The organism is Neptunomonas qingdaonensis, assembly GCF_900113275.1.
Taxonomy (GTDB): Bacteria; Pseudomonadota; Gammaproteobacteria; order Pseudomonadales; family Balneatricaceae; genus Neptunomonas; species Neptunomonas qingdaonensis.
In genome coordinates this window covers 66983-87291 of sequence record NZ_FOOU01000013.1, presented here as the reverse complement: position 1 = coordinate 87291, position 20309 = coordinate 66983, and the positions used below count along the sequence as shown (strand labels likewise).

Here is a 20309-nt window from a genome sequence, read left to right as displayed (position 1 = left end):
AGATGGGACATGCTAAAGAAGGGGTGGTTTTCCGGCCTCTCAATATTGCAGTATTAACTGTATCTGATACCAGAACCCCTGAAACAGATACCTCAGGCGATACCTTAGAATCTTTGTTAACGGCAACTGGCCATTGCTGTATCGAACGTAAAATTGTTAAAGATGATATTTATCAGCTGCGCGCCGCCGTATCCAACTGGATTGCCTGTGACACCACGCAAATTATCTTAGTGACCGGCGGCACCGGTTTTACCACCCGCGATAGTACCCCCGAAGCGCTCACACCATTATTTGATAAACACGTTGAAGGATACGGTGAGCTGTTTCGCACTTTGTCTTATGAAGAGATCGGTACTTCAACGATTCAGTCGCGTGCGGTGGCTGGTATTGCCAACCGTAAAGTGATTTTTTGTATGCCGGGATCTCCCAAAGCGTGTAAAACAGCCTGGACGCGGATTATTGAAGAACAGTTGGATGCTCGTCATCGCCCGTGTAACTTCGTTGAGATGGTGTTGCCGCATGCACAAACAGCCTGCGGGGAGCGCTCATGAGTTGCTCTTGTGATTCAGGAAAATTACAGCCTTTCGAAAGCGGTTTAGCGCAATTGGTAAATGCGGCCAGCAGCGTACAGGAAACTGAAGTGGTTGAGTTGCAGGATGCGCTTGGCAGAGTGCTTGCCAGAAATGTGCTGTCGACACTGGCTGTACCTCCGGCGGATAACAGCGCAATGGATGGCTATGCGGTTAGTTATAAGGACCTGGCCGAAGGGAAAGTTTTTCAGATATCACAACGGGTGGCCGCGGGTCATCAAGCGACTGCTTTTACGCAGGGCACAGCGGTACGTTTATTTACAGGATCAGAAATTCCTGAGGGTGCTGATACTGTGATCATGCAGGAAGAAGCCCGACTGGAAGGTGAAGGGGTGCGCTTTGTCGGGAAGCCATGCAAAGGTGATCACATTCGCCGGGCGGGGCAGGACATCAGCATTGGTGATCAGGTGATCATGCAAGGTACGGTACTGGCTCCTCAGCATCTGGGTGTACTGGCTTCAGTGGGCGTCGCAGATGTTTCGGTTTATCGTCGCTTACGTGTGGCGGTGTTAAATACCGGTGATGAGCTGGTGATGCTAGGTATGCCGTGTCCTCAGGGAAAAATTTACAACTCTAATTTTTTTACGCTATCGGGATTACTGTCACGACTGGGTTGTGATGTCTGGACACCCGGCATTGTCAAAGATACCCCTGAAGCGACGCAACAGGCGCTGGCAAAAGCGGCAGGTAAAGCCGATCTTATTCTCAGCAGCGGTGGCGTATCAGTCGGCGAAGAAGACCATGTCAAATCGGCAGTCGAGGCATTGGGCTCATTGAGCTTGTGGCGGTTGGCGATCAAACCGGGCAAACCGCTTGCGTTTGGCGAAGTGAAAGGTACGCCGTTTATTGGCTTGCCAGGTAACCCCTCGGCTGTGTTGGTAACCTTTTTGATGCTGGCGCGTCCGTATCTGTTAAAAATGCAAGGTGCTCGCAATCTGCAGCCGCGTCAATATCAGGTACATGCCGGTTTTGATCGTACTAAAGCCATTTCCAGAAAAGAATTTTTACGCGTCACCGTTACCAACGAAGATGGTAAATTATTTGCAGCACCGGCCCATAGCCAAAGTTCAGGAGTTTTGAGTTCAGCGGTTATGGCTGATGGGTTGTTAGTGGTGCCGGAGCAGACCCCGGTAACAAAAGGTGATCTTTTAGACTTTATTCCGTTCGCAGAGCTAGGAGCGGTGTAGCTGAATTTTTTCATAAATAGGGATAACAATGAGCACTTTAACGATGTTAACGGCGGGTGAAGTGATGTCTCCTTCCGTACTGACCGTGCCACAGTACTGGTCATTAAAACAATTAATTGAATTTTTTGATCAGCATAAAATTAACGGTGCGCCAGTGATGGGCGAGAGCGGTAATTTAGTCGGTGTTGTCAGTCTTAGCGATATCTTAAAATTTGATAGCAGTGCCCACTCGATAAATGAAAACCCATCTACGCAGTATTACTACAATAATATGGACGGCGCTTCACCTGAGCAGTTAGGTTTGGTGGGCGGGGATGTACATACGCAGCATCAGGTCAGCGAAATTATGACGCCGCAGGTTGTTTCTGTTGATGCATCTACGCCATTAACAAAAGTGGCAGCGTTGATGTGTAAAAATAAGATCCATCGTGTTTTTGTTACCTCAGATAATGAACTCAATGGTGTATTATCTACTCTTGATATACTGAATCGGGTATAGCAGGGGATACATTGGCGACTCTTTTGGGACGTTTACCATTAAAAAGCCTTAATATCTTTCGTGTGGTAGCGCGGCTTAAAAGCTTTAAGAAAGCGGCAGATGAGTTGTGCGTTACTTCGCAGGCAGTGAGCTTGCAGATACGTTCTTTGGAAGAGGCACTGAGCATCACTTTGTTTCAGCGTTTTCCTGCAGGTGTTGGGCTTACGCCTGCTGGTGAGCGCTTGTATGAATATACTGAGCGTAGTTTGCAACTCTTAGAACAGGGCATTCGTGAAGCGCAGGCGTGCCAGCAACGGCGTCAATTCCGTATTAATGCATCACCCTGGTTTGCTGTGCATCGTTTACTACCTGTACTGGATCAATTTGAACAGTTACATCCTGAAATCGATATAAAGATCACTACAGCCGTGGGTTTTCCTGATTTTTCAGACCAGCGTCTGGATTGTGCTATCCAGTGGGGCTGGGGACAATGGCCGAGCAGTGCTAAACAGTTGTTGCTCAAAGATGATAAACGCTTAGTGTGTGCACCATCGTTATTGAACGATATAAAAACCTTAAACACGTCCCAAGATCTTAAACATCATCGTCTTTTGTGTACTCAGCTATCAGTTTCATTGTGGCAGCAACTTTCCAATACATTAAACCTGGATCTGCTCTTAGATCAGCAAGCGCTCGTACTGGATAGTCAGGCGAGCCAAGTGGAAGCAACAGAAAAAGGATTGGGTGTTGCGCTGATTTCTGATGCATTAGCACTTCAGGCTTGTCATCAAGGACGATTGATAATGCCATTATGGAAAACGCCCGTGAGTGTGCTTAATCCGGCACTATTGCCAGGTTATTGGCTGGTGGTAGGAGAAGAGCGTCAGCAGGATACGCTGACGTTAGCGTTCAAAAAATGGTTATTCAATACACTCAAAGGCGATGAGCGCTTTGCCGGTTTTTGAGCTTTTGACCCCCAGCTGCGTTTCAGCATGCTGCTTCCTTAATGTTCATTTCAGCATGCTGCTTCCTTAATGTTCATTACAGCATGTTGCCACTCATATTTTCTACAACTCCTTGAAGCAGACATTGCTTTAGTTACTTTTAAAGCCACCTGATGAACGGCCAAGTTTAGCTGGTACAAGGTTTATCTGGTAAAAAGTTCAGCTGTTAATAAGCCCAGCCAGGTCTTCAGATCTTTTCAGCCTTCCTTAAAGAAGCAACGCCTTAAGCCGATATGCTTATCATGACGAGTACAGACTAGTCACCTAATTAACACACCCACTATGCCTGGAGTTTTTGTGAATACAGAAAATTTTCAAAAAAGTACCGCATATCTAGACGGTGCCTTGATGTCACTTGATGGCGATAAAGTCATCATTATTAGTTTTGGAAGCCAACAGGAACGCTTTTATGTTTCTGACAGTGGTGAAGTAAACCGTTGCGGTGAACAAGGACCGGTAAACGGCAATGAGAATGACTTTGAGCGTTATCGAATGGCCTTTTTAGAAGCACTGATGGATGGCGGATCACTCATTGTGCGTCAGATAGGGGTTGGTAAATTGCAATTACCAACTGAGCTTGGCGGTGTCATTATTCCCTTGGATTTTCTGAGTTCAGCAAAAGTCGGCCCAAAAGGTATACGCTCAATGAGAGCCGGGGAACTTAAAAAAATCTATAAGGAAGGTGCCGACGGGGCGGTTGAGTATCACGACTTTCCGAGTCAGGATCAGGTTAAAATCGCAATGTTGAAGTTGATAGAAACGGAGAAAGATGAAAGTACAGTTGTCTGACGAGCTCAAGTAAGCTCCATCTGTTATCACAACGCAATCGGTCTTTGCGTTGCTGATAGCTTGCACTTGTATCCTTGAGATTGCGCTGCAGTGTTCCTGCGGTCATAGAAGTGTCTCTGCTACTTGTTGTTACAGTGGTAATGAAAGCTTAATTCTTTTGCTTAAAAAACTTGTTCTTGGTGGTAAGTTTTATTGTTTGCTCTGCGGCCCTTTCAAGGTCAAACTTACGAAAAAATAATCCTGATTTTGGAGCGCACTATGCAAGCTGAAGCCTTTTTTAATGAATTGTGGACCGACTATGTCAGTATCGCTCCGCAGGCTCAGAAAATTCATGATCTGTTTGTTGTCACTGATGGTGAAGTGATTAATGATCATGTGGCTTTTCGTACGTTTGCCAATACGCCGCTACGGCTCGATCTGCTTGAGCCTCTGATTTTAGCGATGGGATATGAGCGCCAAGATAGCTACGAGTTCAATGCCAAGAAATTACGTGCTCACAGCTATATCCATTCGAATCCGCTGCTGCCTAAAATCTTCTGTTCTGAATTGCTGGTGGATCAGCTTAGTGATTCGGCGCAGAAAATTATCGGAAAATACACGGCCGAAATAACAGAGCAATCGCTGCATCAATCTGTGTTTTGGTCTGGTCGGCACTGGGCTATGCCTAGCTGGGACGATTACAGTACGCTAATGGCTGAAAGTGAATATGGCGCCTGGTTGCTGGCTATAGGTGTACGGGTTAATCACTTTACGGTCAGTATTAACCACCTTACCACTACCGATGCTATTCATGAAGTATTGGATCGGGTCAAGGCTGCCGGATATAAAGTGAATACGGTGGGCGGCGAAATTAAAGGCACACCTGAGTCTCTCTTAGAGCAAGCTTCAACCATGGCGGATCGCCAGATTTTTGAGTTTTCTGCTGGTGATCAGCATGAAATCCCCACCTGCTTCTACGAATTTGCTAAGCGCCATGCGGATGCTCAGGGTGTTGTCTATCAGGGTTTTATTGAAGCAAATGCTGACAAAATTTTTGAGTCAACTAATGGTTAGTATCCTTCTCCCTTTCTTGAGGGTCGGCTTCGTTTTTCTTATGCTATGTTGAGAGCAGAGATATGCGTTTAAGGAGATAGATATAACCGTTTAAGCTAAACCGAGGGGCAGGATAACCCAATGAATTGTTGTCATCATTTTCAACTTATGGCGACCTATAATCAGCGCCTGAATGTGCAGGTCTATCGGGCTTCAACCGGTTTAACTGCAGCAGAACTTGAAGAAGATCTGGGTGCGTTTTTTAAGTCTATTCTAGGGTCGCTGAATCATTTGCTCGTCGCAGATTTACTCTGGCTGTCACGGTTTGCAAAGCATTCGCTACGTTACCAATCTTTAACAGGCCTAAATGTATACCCTAAACCATCGGCCTTAGATGAGCAGTTATATGATACTTTAGATGCGTGCTGGATCGTCCGAAAGGATCTGGATGGAATAATTCAGGAGTGGTTGTCGAATGAGGTTTTGCAAGAAGATCTTGATCGTGACCTTACCTATACCAACAGTAAAGGTGTGGTGAGTAGCCGGAATTTTGCCGAGTTGTTATCACATTTTTTTAATCATCAGACACATCATCGTGGTCAGCTTAGTGCTTTACTTTATCGGAAAGGACTCGATATAGGTGTGACAGATTTTTTGATTGATATACCCGATGCTGTCTCAGGCAAATAATGGTTATCGAAAAATCATAGTGTATAAATCACTGTGACAATGGGCTAATCTCAATAGAAATAAACTCTTTACCTTCGCTCTTCACATTATATATAACTCGCTATTAGGCCAATTAGTCCGCCAAATACTCCTCCCCATACGACCAGCCAGCCAAGATGTTTTTTGATCATGTGTTGAATAATATTCTTCACCATGTCCGGTGTTAATTCGTTAAGGCGGGCGTCGACTATTTTCTCAATATGGACACTAATATCAGCGCTCAATTTTTCTGTACTGAGACTTTTGTGAATAGCGGCCTGAAAGCGTTCGCTTTGGGCTATTTCTTGTAATGCAGCTCGCATTTTCTCTGACACGGGCTGGCGTAATGGTTCAAGAGCTTCTGCACCGCCCACCATTTTAAGCATGGCGCCAAGAGAAGAGGCATTAATGGCATCGATCAGCTTTTGAAAGATATTGTCGTAATCGACAGCATCTAAAACGGGCGTGAGGTCTAAGGTCTTTTTGGCAGACTCTTCTTCCGATTGAATGAAGCGTTTAATGTTATCCGTGGTGAAGAATTGCAACATGATGATGTTTTTAATGCCGCTTTTAAAATCTTCGAATTGATTTGGAATAACACCTGATCCATACAGGAGTGGCACTCTCTCAAAGAGCATATGAATCGCCAGCCAATTTGTGATTGCACCAGAGAGTGCAAATAAACCGATGGATAATAATACGTCTGCATAGACTGGCGAGAGGAAACCGGCGATGACGAGAACAATGGCAATAAGGTTGGTGATGAGACTCTTATTCATAATATGAAGCTGATTTCAGTGTCAGGATGTGGGAAGAGGATTTTAGTTCATTATTAGCTTATTGAAGAGAATATTTAATCAGGTTTTGCTGTTTCAATAGGACATACCTCAGTTATTTACGCCGTGTTTATTTAGGCCCTTTATGGTGATCATATCGGGCCTTTCAAGGCTATGCGTAAATTAATTTAGCGCTTCACTTGGGCCGAAAATCTCATAATGCAGCTGCTCATCGGCTACGCCTAACTGGCGTAGAAGCGTGTGTATTGCTTGCATAAAAGGCAGCGGTCCGCAGAAGTAAAACTCGGCATCCAGTGGGCAATTTTCTTTTATGAGCTGCGCCGTCATATAACCTTCATGGTTATAATCAGTATCTTGTGTAGCACCTGCTACGTCATCATAAAAAACCACTTTTGTCAGGTTAGCTAAGTCGTTATCGAGAGCATTGATATGCTCACGAAAGGCGTGTGTCTGGCGATTACGAGTGCCATGAAACCAGGTGATTTTGCGTGGTGAGTGCTGACGAACTAAGTCATTCAGCATGCTAAGCATTGGTGTGACGCCGACACCGCCACTGATGAGAACAACGGGTTTATCTGAATCGTCTAAATAAAAATTGCCCGCCGGTGCATGCACTAAAATTGTATCGTCTACCTTGACGTTATCATGAAGGAAATTAGAAGCGACTCCTGCAGGTATGTCATGTTGTGGTGCGGGTTCACGTTTAACAGATATCCGATAGCTGTCGCTGTTATGTGAATCCGATAAGCTATATTGGCGCAGTTCTGTATTGGCCAGGCTCGCATCATTGATTTTTAAGCTGAGATATTGGCCCGGCTTATAGCTTGGTAAAGGCTGGCCATCTACAGGCTTTAAGTAGAAAGAAGTGATTTCGCTGCTTTGTTGAACCTTATTAACGACACGGAAAGGTTTAAAGCCTGACCAGCCACCAGCAGTATTTTTCATATTCTCATAGAGTGCTTTTTCTGCACCAATGAGAATGTTTGCCAGTTGACCGTACGCTTCTGCCCATGCATTGATCACATCGTCGCTAGCGACCTCGGCTCCTAGTACTTCGCGAATGGCTTTTAACAGGTTTCTGCCAACAATAGGATATTGTTCTGGTTGAATATCTAAACTGAAATGCTTAGTCGCAATGTTGTTGACCGCATCCCCAAGTGCTGCTAAACGATCGATATTGGCGGCATAACCTAAAATAGCGTTAGCAAGGGAGGCTGGCTGGCGGCCGTTGCTTTGGCTTGCCATATTGAATACATCTTTGAGTTCAGGGTTTTCTTCAAAGAGCAGATGGTAGAAATGTTGTGTGATCTCTTCTCCGCGTTCTTGAATGACAGGTACGGTTTGTTTAATGATCTCGATATTTGATGCCAGCATAGAAAGTCTCACTTATAGATGTATTTTTGATGCATTAAAATAGAAAGATATTAAAATGTCAATATAATACATTTTTTAAGACTGCCTGTGTGTTCGAATATTTCCAGGAAGGTTTGAATTTGAAGGCGTTTATCTGTTATTTGAAATATCTTAGCGGAAGCACTTTAATAGCATAAAAATTTAAAACTATGGGAGACCGGGTCTCCCATTCTTGTGTCGATCGCACTTATAACAGTACTTCAGTTGAATTTGCTGGTGCTTCCAGGCCAAAGCTAGCGACTGTGCTATTGGCAATAGATGTTATGTGAGTCGTGTTTGCAAAGTGTGCTTCAGTTGATGCACCTAAGACAGACAGTGGACTAATAGCTGCTGTGAAACCTTGGGCTGGTGTAGTCACTCCTGACGCTAAGTTATGTTCTACCGATTGTGCAGAAAAATCATTTAATCCACCGGCAAAAGCCTGTGAAGCGAAAAGTGCAGAGGTGATCAGGGCCGCGTTAATTAAAGTTTTCATGGTGTGTTACTCCAGTTGTTTAAGTTGATGGGTGTACTATAAAACCCGTTACTGAAACGAAACTGAAATAAGAAAACCTTTTTATATAATGTTTAAGTATTAAAAATCAGTCGTGCTAAACGCTATTCAATAAATAGAGGGGAATGCACTTGTCGTCTCTATGCTGTCAATAGAAACGACAAGTTGAGTTGAGAAAGCCTGTTGGTGGCCGGGTTACGCCTAAGCCGCTTGTTTTGCTTGTGCTTCCAACTCCGCCTTTAATGAAGGATCAAATTTCAGTTGGCGTGCTAGCTCATCCAGATAAGCTTTTTCCATAAAACTGTCTTCATCAACGATCAATAAGCTGGCCAGGTACATCTCTGCGGCCATTTCCGGGCTGCTTGCGTGACGAGCTATTTCCACTGGATTCAAGGGCTTATGTAGTTCCTGATCAAACCAGCGTTGTAACTCCGAGTCGTTTGTCAGACTAGCAATTCCCTGGTCAATTAAACGTCGCTCGTTTTCATCAATATGCCCATCTGCTTTTGCTGCGCCTATCATGGCGCATAATACAGCACGGCTATGTTTTTCTGCTTCTTGTGCGGGCAGGGCACTTAACGGGGTAGCGGCGGGAGCCGCAGCGGCTGCAGTTGAGGAATGGTTTTGCTGCGCTTGCCAGTTGTTATAGGCTTTGTAAGCAACGGTACCTAATGCCGCAAGACTGCCGTAAGTGAGCACTTTGCCACCTACTTTTCGCCCCGTTTTACTGCCGAGTAACAGGCCCAGTACGCCTCCAGCCAGCAATCCACCTTTATTATCGGAGAGCAGGCTGCCTAAGGAGGTGCTTTGTTGAGATGTATCTCCTTGAGTTGAGGCAGTGCTATCGGTATTTTTGTTTTGTAAAAAATCAGTCCCGGATTTTAGCAGTTGATCCAGCAGGCTTCGAGTGTCCATAAAATATCCCGATATTTGATTAAGATAAAAATTCGACATTGCTTATCCGGATAAATTCCAAAGACAGGAAAAGTTTCACACAGCGCAGGGCGGATGGGACAGGTGAACTTTACTCTACAAAAACTCTATTTTGAGATGGGCCCGGAAAGGTTGCATGATGAGCTGCCCTTTGCCCTCGAATACGGAAATAAAGTGCTTCGTTATTGAACTTTATAACTAACGAGATATGATTCTGCACTAGGGATTAATTTATAGGAAATAGAAGTGATACCCAAGAAATATACGTCATATGTTTTCGCATTTTTTATGGCTTTGCTGATGTCATGCTTAATGTCGCTTTTAATTAGCATTTTCAATGTTGGTTTAGTCGATGGCATTATATTAATTTGGCTCAAAGCCTGGTCTTTTGCATTTTCTGTGGCCTTTCCAATGGTAATTATTGTATCTCCAGCGGTAAGAAAGTTGGTAAATTTAGTAGTTGATGACAGTGAATAAAACACAGCAGAAGACAGATTAAACAAAGCAGCAAAAACTAAACGTTCGTTTTAATTTGCACGGGGTTAATCATCGACATTTATTTTTCCTATTTGAAATGATTTTGTTTATATTTCGTTAGCTAGGTGTCTATAATATCAGACAAAATTCTCCTGTTAGCCTGAAAGGTTCAGGCATAAAGGTAAGCGAGAGTTATTTCAATAGGGATGAGTTGTTCTATGGATACTGAACTGCTTCCATGGGTACTGAATACCTTCTGTTTGTAACAAAGTACACGCTTTGATGGAAATGTTTGACCTAAAGGGATTTGAAATGGGACGTTGTACAGAATTACCTTCAATTCCACTACACATCAAGCTTCTCTATTTTGTAAGTCCAATTGCCGCGGTCCTGCTCGCTTTTTTGATTGAGTTTAACGGGTTAGCACAGTCATTCGAGGACGAGGTAGATACCGCTGTTTATCAAATAGAAACCAAAGTAAATTCTTTTGAGGTGGCATTAGAAGGGTTTGCTAACTTTATCGCCATCTCTCATGATATCCAAGATGATCAGATTCGTGCGTATGCTCAAGGTATTCGAAGGCTATACCCTGATCTGTATATGTTTGAAATTGCCAGTAAAGTGCCATATTCTGCTCGAGACTCTTTTGAACGTTTAATGCGAATAAAAGGTTATCCTGACTTCAGAATACATGGATTTGATTATACTGGCACCCGACAGGTAACGACTGTTGCGGAAAAACAATTTTACTATCCCATTCGTTTTATCGAGCCTGAGTCTCCAGAGGTAATGGAGGTACTTGGATTAGATCTTGCGAGCTCATCAAGTATTTTAATTGACACCCTGGTTGGGTCTTTAAAAGCCCTAAGACCTCTTGCCTCAAGGCCGTTTGAGCTTCTTGAAGGGGGCAAAGGGTACGTTATATATCGGCCAGCCGTGGCTATGCCAAATGTCCAGCTTGATGATGCAAAGATGCCGTTTTTAAATTTTGCTATGTTGGCAATAAGAGGGAAGGATTTGCTTCCCAACTGGTTAATGGAGCAAAGTGGCTACCGTTCCACTCTCTCTTTTTCTAGGGTAAATACTGAAGATGTAGCAGAGGTGTTGGTCGAACCGATCAAGACTGATGCATCTGCCTACCCACTGTATACATACACAAAAACAGTGCAGGTGGAGAATGAGTCCCAACCTTTCAGACTAACGCTGGAAAAAGACATTAGTTGGAAGGCTTTCAACTGGTTACAGATTCTGGGCATTACATTGGCAGGTGTTCTGTTTTTCTATTATTTAACCAGCAGACTATCAAAAGCCCACAGCAGAGATATTTTGGCTAAATATGAAAGAGACAAACTTTACAGTCAGGCAAACTTTGATCTACTAACGGGGTTGCCTAATACCAACCTGTTAATGGACCGGGCGGAACAAGCTATTCGAATGGCAGAGCGCTCCGGTAGTATTGTCGCAATCTGCTATCTGGATTTAAATAAATTTAAAGTGGTTAATGATACATGGGGGCATGATGCAGGTAATGAACTGCTCATTCAAATAGCACTGAGATTAAAGCAGGCGTTAAGGGCTGAAGACACTGTAGCTCGCATTCATGGCGACGAGTTTGTCATCCTGCTCCCAGAGGTCAACAAGTTATCTGCATGGGACTACAACATTCCAGATAAATTGCTTTCTATTTTTGATCAGCCCTTTGATATTGCAGGCCAGTCTCTGGATATTACAGGTAGCTTCGGTGTTTCCTCCTATCCGAAAGATGGGCGCGATCTCGAAACATTAGTGGGTGTAAGTGATAAACGAATGTATATACATAAACACGAGCTCAACGCCCTCATGGGTTAGAGTAATTGGGGTCAGAGCAACAATTCTCAATTCAAGACCAACGCACCTGCTATTTTGCTACCTTAATTCCGTTTCGCTCGAGTATTTTCAATGCTTTCCCGATATCAGGGTTGGCTGGGTCGATCTCAGCATCCACTTCGGTGAACATTTCTGCCGATCGACTTTCCCGACTTGTTAACTCCAGCATCGAGCCGCCCCCCGCACCATAGGTGAATGCATGGACCGTATTCCCCGGAACATGGACTAACGTACCAGGTGCGCATAAGTACTTTTCCTCACCGCATTGAAACGAAATTTCGCCCGACAACACAAAAAACGCCTCGTCCCATCCGTGACTGTGAGGTGGCGGGCCGCTTCCTTCTTCACCCTGCTGATGTGTTATCCCGTAAGCGCCTATCTGTGAGGCGGCAGCCAGTACAGTGACGTCGGTTCCAAATACCTTGAGTGAAGCTGGTCGGTCATTAGGAGTTACTACGATGTACTTGTCCATAGTTCGGTCTCCAGGAGTTAATTGGGGTCAGAGCAACAATCCTTTAATTCAGGCAATTGGGGTCAGAATAACAATTCTTTATGTCTGTTTATAGTCTTCGATCAACCGCTTGATCTGAATGGATTCACAGCGAATTAGGTCGCTCAACGATTCAAAGCGGTCAAACGAAGGCCACAACCACTCTGATTATTAAACCAAGCTGACACGAAATGTCGGCGATAAACATAGGCGCAGATATCGTGCTAAACAGGCTTAACTTAGTGTAATTCTAGTCTGACCCCAACTATACTGAAGACTCGTAGTCGAGACTCAAAAGGATCAATTGATTTTTTAAACGTACTTTTCGTGCGCTCATTACACCTCCACTCAAAAAGCTGAGATATTAACTATGCTTGAGCAGTTTCAGACATTTATTACACCCATTTTAGAATCATTCGGCGACAGTCCGATGATACAAGCGACAATGGTGGTATTAATTTCCTTCGTTATAGCCTCTATTTTCAAATATATCGTTATTGCCGGCTTAAAAAGAATAATAGCGCGCTCGAAAATAAATCTCGCCAATGGCTTTTGGGCGCTACTACATGGGCCTATTTACTATACGGTTCTTCTCATCGGTCTATCTAGCGCAATATCGATTTTACAGCCAAAATATTTATTTATATGGCTGTCGATCCTAACGTCTATTGGCATGCTTATATGGACATTGTTTTTGTTAAGAGGCAATAGAGTTTTACTTCAAAGCCTTGCTTTAAACCCGGCTCGCTTCCTAAGCGTTAATCATAAAACCTTGCCGCTCTTTCAGAATATTCTGAATATCGTAATTATTATCCTTTCTGTATATTTAATTTTCTCTATCTGGAATGTAGATATGACGGCATGGCTCGCATCTGCGGGTATCGTCGGTATTGCCGTTGGTTTTGCTGCCAAAGACACCTTGGCCAATTTGTTTTCGGGGGTGTTTATTATGGCAGACGCGCCCTATAAAGTGGGCGATTATGTTGTCTTAGATTCCGGAGAGCGGGGTGAAATTACGCATATAGGGCTGCGCAGCACGCGAATGCTAACAAGAGACGATATTGAAATTACCATTCCGAATTCAGTCATAGGCAATACTAAAATTGTCAATGAGTCTGGCGGACCACATGAAAAGTCGCGCTGCCGCTTACCTATTGGCGTGTCTTATGATGCAGATATCGACTTGGTTCGCAGCGTGTTAATGGCAGTAGCCAACAATGATAAATCGATTTGCATGGACCCTGAACCTCGGGTGAGGTTTCGTCGATTTAGCGGCTCATCGCTCGATTTTGAATTACTAGTATGGATAGACAGACCCGCAATTAAGGGGCGTATCATCGATATTCTCAATTGTTCAATATTGAAGGAATTCAGGGCGAATAATATTGAAATCCCTTACGCCAAACAAGATTTGTATATTAAAGAAATGCCATCTCAAAAGTAAGATTGAAAATTTGTTTAGGATATCCGCATGCTAGCGCCAATTGGCGCTAGCATGGTCATTCTCTTCAGTTTTGTAGTCCGGTCGAAAGTCCGGTTGAAAGCCCGATCGAAAGTCCGGCCGAAGTTCCGGCTTACAACAACACGACAGCATAATCGCGTGGGCCGCTGGTGTTTTGTAAAATAAGGTGCTTTTGTTATTTAATGATATATGTTGCAAACAGACCCACACCCAGCGCAATGGTCACGCTGCTGAACGTCCCCAGCATGATGTACTCGGTAAGTTTCATATCTTTGCTTTTTGACAGGTCGTTGAAACGGAATACGCTTTTTGCAGCGAGTAAAAATCCAATACCACTCAACAGATCAAGCAGTACGAAACTAAGTACCAACCAGCGTTCCAGATAACCTATGGTTTCACCGGCAGACTTAAGGCTACCGACGCTAGCACCCTCTGTGAATACGCTACTTGCATCGGTAGTGATATCAGTACCTGCATTGGCTCTGTCCAGATGAGGCGTCCATTTTTTAAGAATCAGGCTGATGATGATAGAGGCCGGTTTCGCGCAAATAATGTAAGCCATCGCTATTATCAGCGATTTTTCGTTGATTATATTGATTAGCCCAGATGTTACTGTGCCCAGGTTCCAGCCATCAAGCCATCCCCAAACAGCGATCAGGCAAAGAATATGCAGTGCCTGATCGAGCAGAAACCATCTCAAATTAGGTTGAAGGTAGGATTTTAGCAGGTCGATGCTCAGGTGGCAGATAAGGATGAAAGCTGCCAGCGCCACACAGGTGAGTAAACTGATGGGACTGAACAGTATTAAAATTAAAAAAGTCAGAATCCCATGGACGCCCGCATGTTTGTAGAGTGAAGGTGATTTAAAATGTTTGCGGTAGCGGCATATGACCCACGGGTTTGGTTGCAGGTAAAAATCACCGATGACGTGAGCGATGATCAGTAACAGAAGTAAGCTGATGTCATTCATTGAATATTATCCGCCAATGTCTTTTCAAAGCAGAGTACATAATCACGAATCAAAATGGCACCACTGCGGCGTAACAGTTTACTGGCATTTGACCGGCTTCCGCCTATCTGTTTGGCGACTTGTTGGTGGTCGCCAAAGTCACAGCGAATATAGGCTAAAACAGCCTCTGCCTGTTTTGGGGTGATGCTTGAAAGTTGAAAGTTTAAGAATTGAGTCGCTAATTGCAGTTGGTTATTCAGTGGAGTGATGTTGCTGAGGAGTGCAATATCACTGTTTTTCAGCGCCTCTAAACCCATTCCGGAGAGTTCGAATGCTTCGCCGCTGGACGTGCCGCTGTTGTTTCTCAAATCGCGGTATCCGCCTACCCCTAATGCCAAGCGAACCTCTACTGGGGCATTAGGTGAAGAGGCGATCAGTGCCATTTTCAATAACAGTGCGCAGCGCATAGCAGGGATAGGGTCTTTAAATGTCACCTGAAAACTATCACCGCGAAATATTTCATACACGCCGGCGTAGTGTTCTTTTATTTCGGTAAGTGTTTGCTGCAAACTGTACAGCATCGTGTCGTAATGTTTCGCATCAATGTTCCGCGAGTTGACAATATCGCCTGTTAATACTGAGAGGGTGGACATTAGCTTTCTCTGATTGCAGCGTAGCTCAAATAAAACCATTAATGGTTCCTTAAGTCAAATTGAACCGAAAATGGTCCCATTGATAGAAAGGTCCGTTTTTGGTTCCAGTTGAAAGCACTGAGTCAGTGGGCAGGCGTTACAAAAAATATGAAGTGAAGCGGCAAAAGAGATGACAGGGAAGAAGGCAGGAGGAATATATCGCTCCTGCCTGAGGGGATTAGCCGCGCTTGCTTAGTTTCTTTTCCATGGCCAACTGGTCTGCCAGATACTCTTCATAGGTACCCTGGAAATCGATCAGTTTTTTACCTTTGATCTCGATGACACGGGTGGCCAATGAGGAGACGAACTCACGGTCGTGGCTGACGAAAATCAGAGTGCCTGGGTAATGTTCCAGTGCCATGTTTAACGCTTCTATCGCTTCCATATCCAGATGGTTGGTCGGTTCGTCCATAATCAGAACGTTGGGATCAGACATCATCAACTTGCCGAACAGCAGACGGTTCTTTTCACCACCGGAGCAGACTTTGGCTTTTTTGTTGTAGTCATCAGCCGAAAACAACAGCCGTCCGAGTGTTGAGCGCACAATCTGATCGCCATGGTTGGGTTTACGCCACTGGCTCATCCAATCGAACAGATTAAGATCCGAGTTAAAGTCAGCGCTGCTGTCCTGTGGGCAGTAGCCGAAATTGACGTTTTCTGACCACTTAACAACACCTTGCTTAGGGCTTAACTGGCCTAGCAAACAACGTAACAGGGTCGTTTTGCCTGCACCATTTTCACCGATGATAGCTAAGCGGCTACCCGCATCCAGGATGATGTTGCCACCTGTGAATAGCGGCTCTCCATCAAACGCATGTCCCAGGTCTTCCAAAACAAGTGCCTGACGAAACAGTTTCTTATCTTGATTGAAGCGGATAAAAGGGTTAATACGGCTGGAAGGTTTTACTTCATCCAACTGGATTTTATCGATCTTTTTCGCACGTGATGTTGCTTGTTTAGCTTTAGAAGCATTAGCAGAAAAACGGCTGACAAATTGCTGCAAGTCGGCTATTTGTGCGCTCTTTTTAGCGTTCTCAGAGAGCAGACGCTCCTGTACCTGAGTTGCCGCCATCATAAAGTCGTCATAGTTGCCTGGATAAACACGCAGCTCGCGATAGTCGATATCAGCCATATGAGTACAAACCGCATTCAGGAAATGGCGATCATGCGAGATGATGACCATGGTACTCTTGCGCTCGTTAAGTAGCGCTTCCAACCAGCGAATGGAGTTGATATCCAGGTTGTTGGTTGGCTCATCCAACAGCAAAATATCCGGGTCTGAAAACAGCGCTTGAGCGAGTAGCACGCGTAATTTCCAACCGGGTGCAACACTGCTCATCGGACCATAAAACAGGGACTGATCAATACCGGCACCCAGCAATATTTCTTCTGCACGGCTTTCTGCACTGTAGCCATCCATCTCGGCAAAGATGACTTCGAGTTCTGCAACTTTCATCCCTTCCTCTTCAGACATCTCCGGCAGGGAGTAGATACGCTCGCGTTCCTGTTTGATCTCCCATAGCTCTTTGTGGCCCATGATGACCGTATTAACCACACTGAACTGTTCAAAGGCGAACTGGTCCTGATGCAGTTTACCGACACGTTGGTTCGCGGAGATCGAGACATTACCGGAAGTAGGCGCAAGGCTACCGTCCAGAATCTTCATAAAGGTGGTTTTTCCGCAGCCATTTGCGCCAATCAGGCCGTAACGATTACCGTTGCCAAATTTTACTGAGATATTTTCGAACAATGGCGTGGTGCCAAATTGCATGGTGATGTTTGCGGTGGAGATCAATGAATTATTCCTGAATCTGGGAAGCGTTTAAAAATGCTGCATAAGCGGTACGGTACTATAAAGGATTGCGGAGTGATTCAAAGGGGTAATGTGCAAATAATTGGATGATTTTTGTTCAAATGAGAGTAAAAGCGCCTCTCGACATCCTGTTTGGGATTGAGTGTGTGAAATTTGAGAATGAATGCGCTTAAACGTAGAAAAAAGGATAGACAGAATACGAGCATACGACGCTAGAATAGACGGCTTGATGTTGTCTGTTGGTGATCGTCCATTCAGAGTATTTTAATAAGGCAGGTTGGCCAGAGATCTCTTTTGAGATAGTAGAGTGACAGAGACCGTTATACAGAATCGATATACAGAGCGGTTATACAGAACCGATTTACAGCAGCTTATAGAGAAGCATTACAGAGAAGGCTACGTGAAGACCAGTCAGCGTTTGCAGCAAATTGATAAGATGATTGCCCAACCCTACGAACATATCTGGGATTGCTGTTGCGATCATGGCTTGTTGGGTTATTTATTATTGCGTCGCGATGCTGCTCGGACAGTGCATTTTGTTGATGTGATTGAGCCACTGATAGCAGAGGTGCGAGGTAAATTACAGCGTTACTTTACGGAGGGTTTTCCTGAGCATGCCTGGCAGGTGCATTGTACAGATGTGGCAAAACTACAGTTGTCTGAGGCCGCGTTGGCGAACGCTGATAGCATACATCTGATTATTATTGCCGGTGTGGGCGGGGATCTGTTAATTGAGTTGGTAGAGGGCTTGGTTAACGCCAACCCTACACAAAAAATGGAATTTCTGTTGTGCCCTGTACTGCATAACTACAAAGTGCGGGCAGCGCTTGTCGACATGAACTTTGGGCTGATCAATGAGCACCTGATCTGTGAAAATAATCGTTTCTATGAAATTTTGCATGTAGCGATGGGCGTTGAGCAGCCTATTTCACTGACGGGGTCGCTTATGTGGGATCTGTCCCGGGAAGAGGATCTGACGTATTTAGAGCGCACTATCAGCCATTATCAACGCATGGCGCAAAACCCGAACCGGGATGTAGAGCAAATTCTTTTCGATTATAAGGCGTTGCGCCCTGAGTGCAGCGCCCGGTTGGTTGAGTCTTAATCTGCGAAAACTACTGTCCTGTCGCCATTTAAAAAGACCCGTTGTTCGACATGATAGCGGACAGCCCGAGATAAGGTCAGACGTTCGATATCGCGGCCTTTGGCAATCAGGTCTTGCGGGTAGTAAGTGTGGTCAACGGGTTCAATACCCTGCGCAATGATGGGGCCCTCATCCAGATCATCGTTGATATAGTGTGCGGTAGCGCCAACGGTTTTAACACCCTTTTCATAGGCTTGATGATACGGTTTAGCACCTTTGAAGCCAGGCAGCAGTGAGTGGTGAATGTTGATTGCCCAGCCTTCTAACTGCTGACACATATTTGACGATAACACCTGCATATAACGTGCAAGCACGACTAATTCTGCATCCGAGTCCTTGATGATTTTCATCACCTTGGCTTCTTGCTCCGCTTTAGAGGCTGCGGTGACAGGTAGGTGATAGTAAGGAATGCCATGCCACTCAGCTAACGATGCCAAATCAGGATGGTTGGAGATAATAGCGGGAATTTCGATGGATAGCTGACCAATCCGGTGTTTATAAAGAAGATCGTTCAGGCAGTGATCAAACTTAGAAACCATAATCACTACTTTGGGTTTGTCAGCGGTAGAGCGCAGCCGCCATTGCATGCCAAACTTCCCGGCCCTCACTGCAAACTGACGTCGGAAATCCGCTTCATCAAAAGCCTCTTCAACTCTGAACTGCGCGCGGATAAAAAATTGGTTGCTATGGCAATCATCGAAAGAGTTCAACTCAGTGACGTAATGCTGATGCTGATATAAAAGCCCCGTGACGGCATCAATCGTACCTAAACGACTTGGGCATTGAGCGGTAAGAATCCAGTTACTCGTGGTCATCACTCTATCTCCGGGGAAATAACGAAACTCATTGAGTGTATTAAGTATAAAGGTATCACACTCACATACTAATTATGCCGCTTTAGCATGCGCTTTATGCGCTGATGATTGATTCATAGTAATAAAGCGCACCCGTCCGCCAACAGCCAGTTGTAATGTCTGGAATGTGGCTTGGTCGATAATGATATCGCCGTTTTCGTTGAGGTTTCCCGGGGCTAATGCAACACGATAGTTATCCAGATCTTCATTGCTGATCAGGTACATTTGCGATGAAGCGGGTAGGCTGTCGGTTACCTGAAAGTGGCTGCTATTACTGTCTTTGACACTGCGTATCTCTTTGATATCTGCCTGTACCGAAGGGCCTCCGTCAAACAGATCGACATAACCTGTGAATTGAAACCCTTCTTTTTTCAGCATATATAAAGCGGGCGCAGAAGAGTCGTGAGGTTTGCCAATCACGTCTTGTGCTTCCTGCGGTAGCAAGTTGATATAGATGGGGTACTTGGGCATCAGATCAGAGATAAACTGCGAACCCTTCAGTGCAGCGGTATTTACGGCATCCTGAAACTCAATACCAAAGAAAGGTTTGCCTAAGTTATCCCACAACGGAGACCGTCCATTTTCATCCTGCCAGCCACGTAGCTCGGCCATAACCTGATCGCCGAAACGTTGTGGGAAATCAGCCATTGCGAGAAAACGTGCACGTGAAAGAAACTGCCCGACGCCGGGTTTACGGTATTCCGGTAACAGATAGATAGAGCCGACCTCAGTAGAGCCGGTGTAATCATTGACGATATTAAGGACTTGGGTTTTACGAATAATATCCAGGTCGCTGCTGCTACTCACCAGTGTGGATATTTTGTAAGAATAAAAAGGGCGCTTAAGCCCTACACCGGTGTATATAGCAGTGGTGCCGGCAAGGTGTCCGGTAGCCGTATCTTCCAGTACCATGAAATAGGTGTTGCTATCCGCTGCCGGAAGGGCAGAGTTAAAGGCTTGAGCCGATGCAGTAATTTTTTCCTGCCATGCGGCTTCATCAGCAGGCATTGACGTCATCCCTTTGCCGACAGCACGAGAGATATTCATCAGATCATCCAGATCACTTTCTTTGCAGGGGCGAATAATCAGCATGTTGGGCTCGCTTATATCTCATTGTTATTTTTGTATTTTACGCGCG

Annotated in this window: 21 protein-coding genes; 11 read left to right on the top strand and 10 right to left on the bottom strand. The window is 44.9% G+C overall.

Going from position 1 to position 20309, the window contains the following annotated elements:
- Positions 1 to 2: 2 nt before the first annotated feature.
- The 7 genes from moaB (at position 3) to BM099_RS16280 (ending at position 5770) form a co-directional block, all read left to right on the top strand.
- The gene (gene moaB / locus BM099_RS16310; protein WP_090729460.1) at positions 3 to 551 is read left to right on the top strand and encodes a molybdenum cofactor biosynthesis protein B; all 549 of its coding nucleotides are present in this window, start codon (positions 3 to 5) and stop codon (positions 549 to 551) included.
- Positions 548 to 1777: a molybdopterin molybdotransferase MoeA gene (locus tag BM099_RS16305; protein WP_090729459.1), complete on the top strand. Its 1230-nt coding sequence runs from the start codon at positions 548 to 550 to the stop codon at positions 1775 to 1777. The genes moaB and BM099_RS16305 overlap by 4 nt, the downstream gene beginning before the upstream one ends.
- Positions 1778 to 1805: 28 nt before the next feature.
- Positions 1806 to 2276, top strand: a complete 471-nt coding sequence (locus BM099_RS16300; protein ID WP_090729457.1) for a CBS domain-containing protein — start codon at positions 1806 to 1808, stop codon at positions 2274 to 2276.
- 11 nt (positions 2277 to 2287) lie between these two features.
- A complete protein-coding gene (locus BM099_RS16295; RefSeq protein ID WP_090729455.1) occupies positions 2288 to 3220 on the top strand; it encodes a LysR substrate-binding domain-containing protein in 933 nt (310 codons plus the stop codon).
- A 336-nt stretch (positions 3221 to 3556) separates the two neighbouring features.
- Positions 3557 to 4048: a hypothetical protein gene (locus BM099_RS16290; protein WP_090729453.1), complete on the top strand. Its 492-nt coding sequence runs from the start codon at positions 3557 to 3559 to the stop codon at positions 4046 to 4048.
- 258 nt (positions 4049 to 4306) lie between these two features.
- Entirely contained in the window at positions 4307 to 5101 is a 795-nt protein-coding gene (locus BM099_RS16285; protein WP_090729451.1) for a DUF1338 domain-containing protein, read from the top strand.
- A gap of 120 nt (positions 5102 to 5221) precedes the next feature.
- Positions 5222 to 5770, top strand: coding sequence for a DinB family protein (locus BM099_RS16280; protein ID WP_090729449.1), 549 nt, complete (start codon positions 5222 to 5224; stop codon positions 5768 to 5770).
- Positions 5771 to 5856: 86 nt separating this feature from the next.
- Here BM099_RS16280 and BM099_RS16275 read toward each other — a convergent pair whose 3' ends face one another.
- From BM099_RS16275 to BM099_RS16260, 4 genes are all read right to left on the bottom strand, one after another.
- Positions 5857 to 6567 (bottom strand): DUF445 family protein, encoded by a 711-nt coding sequence (locus BM099_RS16275; protein WP_090729446.1) that lies wholly within the window; start codon positions 6565 to 6567, stop codon positions 5857 to 5859.
- 180 nt (positions 6568 to 6747) lie between these two features.
- On the bottom strand, positions 6748 to 7959 hold the full coding sequence (hmpA, locus tag BM099_RS16270) for an NO-inducible flavohemoprotein (protein WP_090729444.1): 1212 nt from the start codon (positions 7957 to 7959) through the stop codon (positions 6748 to 6750).
- Between the two features lie 226 nt (positions 7960 to 8185).
- Positions 8186 to 8473 (bottom strand): hypothetical protein, encoded by a 288-nt coding sequence (locus BM099_RS16265; RefSeq protein WP_090729443.1) that lies wholly within the window; start codon positions 8471 to 8473, stop codon positions 8186 to 8188.
- Between the two features lie 219 nt (positions 8474 to 8692).
- Complete coding sequence (locus BM099_RS16260; RefSeq protein ID WP_090729442.1) at positions 8693 to 9406, bottom strand: tellurite resistance TerB family protein; 714 nt, start codon at positions 9404 to 9406, stop codon at positions 8693 to 8695.
- 264 nt (positions 9407 to 9670) lie between these two features.
- On the opposite strand from BM099_RS16260, the gene BM099_RS16255 reads away from it, so the two are divergent.
- Together BM099_RS16255 and BM099_RS16250 are read left to right on the top strand one after the other, a co-directional pair.
- Complete coding sequence (locus tag BM099_RS16255) at positions 9671 to 9901, top strand: DUF2798 domain-containing protein (protein WP_090729440.1); 231 nt, start codon at positions 9671 to 9673, stop codon at positions 9899 to 9901.
- Between the two features lie 282 nt (positions 9902 to 10183).
- Entirely contained in the window at positions 10184 to 11749 is a 1566-nt protein-coding gene (locus tag BM099_RS16250; protein ID WP_090729438.1) for a sensor domain-containing diguanylate cyclase, read from the top strand.
- A gap of 49 nt (positions 11750 to 11798) precedes the next feature.
- On the opposite strand, the gene BM099_RS16245 is transcribed toward BM099_RS16250, so the two are convergent.
- Positions 11799 to 12239 (bottom strand): cupin domain-containing protein, encoded by a 441-nt coding sequence (locus BM099_RS16245; protein WP_090729436.1) that lies wholly within the window; start codon positions 12237 to 12239, stop codon positions 11799 to 11801.
- A 388-nt stretch (positions 12240 to 12627) separates the two neighbouring features.
- Between BM099_RS16245 and BM099_RS16240 the strand changes: the two genes are divergently transcribed.
- Positions 12628 to 13701, top strand: coding sequence for a mechanosensitive ion channel family protein (locus tag BM099_RS16240; RefSeq protein ID WP_090729434.1), 1074 nt, complete (start codon positions 12628 to 12630; stop codon positions 13699 to 13701).
- A 193-nt stretch (positions 13702 to 13894) separates the two neighbouring features.
- On the opposite strand, the gene BM099_RS16235 is transcribed toward BM099_RS16240, so the two are convergent.
- From BM099_RS16235 to BM099_RS16225, 3 genes are all read right to left on the bottom strand, one after another.
- Positions 13895 to 14689, bottom strand: a complete 795-nt coding sequence (locus BM099_RS16235) for a DUF3307 domain-containing protein (RefSeq protein ID WP_090729432.1) — start codon at positions 14687 to 14689, stop codon at positions 13895 to 13897.
- On the bottom strand, positions 14686 to 15321 hold the full coding sequence (locus BM099_RS16230; protein WP_143083791.1) for a nucleotidyl cyclase domain-containing protein: 636 nt from the start codon (positions 15319 to 15321) through the stop codon (positions 14686 to 14688). The genes BM099_RS16235 and BM099_RS16230 overlap by 4 nt, the downstream gene beginning before the upstream one ends.
- Before the next feature lie 217 nt (positions 15322 to 15538).
- Positions 15539 to 17155 carry an ABC-F family ATPase gene (locus tag BM099_RS16225; RefSeq protein ID WP_090729429.1) on the bottom strand — a complete coding sequence of 539 codons (1617 nt, stop codon included), beginning with the start codon at positions 17153 to 17155 and terminating at the stop codon, positions 15539 to 15541.
- Between the two features lie 418 nt (positions 17156 to 17573).
- Here BM099_RS16225 and BM099_RS16220 point away from each other — a divergent pair, with 418 nt between their 5' ends.
- On the top strand, positions 17574 to 18278 hold the full coding sequence (locus BM099_RS16220) for a tRNA (adenine(22)-N(1))-methyltransferase TrmK (RefSeq protein ID WP_090729428.1): 705 nt from the start codon (positions 17574 to 17576) through the stop codon (positions 18276 to 18278).
- On the opposite strand, the gene purU is transcribed toward BM099_RS16220, so the two are convergent.
- Entirely contained in the window at positions 18275 to 19132 is an 858-nt protein-coding gene (gene purU / locus BM099_RS16215; protein ID WP_090729426.1) for a formyltetrahydrofolate deformylase, read from the bottom strand. The two genes, BM099_RS16220 and purU, sit on opposite strands and share 4 nt — an antisense overlap.
- A gap of 72 nt (positions 19133 to 19204) precedes the next feature.
- Positions 19205 to 20263, bottom strand: coding sequence for an arginine N-succinyltransferase (locus BM099_RS16210; protein WP_090729425.1), 1059 nt, complete (start codon positions 20261 to 20263; stop codon positions 19205 to 19207).
- Positions 20264 to 20309 lie beyond the last annotated feature (46 nt).

Bases quoted from the DNA above. Each gene is read 5' to 3' on its own strand.
- BM099_RS16235 (WP_090729432.1), bottom strand. From the start codon at position 14,689: ATGAATGACATCAGCTTACTTCTGTTACTGATCATCGCTCACGTCATC.
- BM099_RS16210 (WP_090729425.1), bottom strand. From the start codon at position 20,263: ATGCTGATTATTCGCCCCTGCAAAGAAAGTGATCTGGATGATCTGATG.
- BM099_RS16305 (WP_090729459.1), top strand. From the start codon at position 548: ATGAGTTGCTCTTGTGATTCAGGAAAATTACAGCCTTTCGAAAGCGGT.
- moaB (WP_090729460.1), top strand. From the start codon at position 3: ATGGGACATGCTAAAGAAGGGGTGGTTTTCCGGCCTCTCAATATTGCA.
- BM099_RS16280 (WP_090729449.1), top strand. From the start codon at position 5,222: ATGAATTGTTGTCATCATTTTCAACTTATGGCGACCTATAATCAGCGC.
- BM099_RS16240 (WP_090729434.1), top strand. From the start codon at position 12,628: ATGCTTGAGCAGTTTCAGACATTTATTACACCCATTTTAGAATCATTC.
- BM099_RS16265 (WP_090729443.1), bottom strand. From the start codon at position 8,473: ATGAAAACTTTAATTAACGCGGCCCTGATCACCTCTGCACTTTTCGCT.
- BM099_RS16230 (WP_143083791.1), bottom strand. From the start codon at position 15,321: ATGTCCACCCTCTCAGTATTAACAGGCGATATTGTCAACTCGCGGAAC.
- BM099_RS16285 (WP_090729451.1), top strand. From the start codon at position 4,307: ATGCAAGCTGAAGCCTTTTTTAATGAATTGTGGACCGACTATGTCAGT.
- purU (WP_090729426.1), bottom strand. From the start codon at position 19,132: ATGACCACGAGTAACTGGATTCTTACCGCTCAATGCCCAAGTCGTTTA.
- BM099_RS16260 (WP_090729442.1), bottom strand. From the start codon at position 9,406: ATGGACACTCGAAGCCTGCTGGATCAACTGCTAAAATCCGGGACTGAT.
- BM099_RS16245 (WP_090729436.1), bottom strand. From the start codon at position 12,239: ATGGACAAGTACATCGTAGTAACTCCTAATGACCGACCAGCTTCACTC.
- BM099_RS16300 (WP_090729457.1), top strand. From the start codon at position 1,806: ATGAGCACTTTAACGATGTTAACGGCGGGTGAAGTGATGTCTCCTTCC.
- BM099_RS16275 (WP_090729446.1), bottom strand. From the start codon at position 6,567: ATGAATAAGAGTCTCATCACCAACCTTATTGCCATTGTTCTCGTCATC.
- hmpA (WP_090729444.1), bottom strand. From the start codon at position 7,959: ATGCTGGCATCAAATATCGAGATCATTAAACAAACCGTACCTGTCATT.
- BM099_RS16250 (WP_090729438.1), top strand. From the start codon at position 10,184: ATGGAAATGTTTGACCTAAAGGGATTTGAAATGGGACGTTGTACAGAA.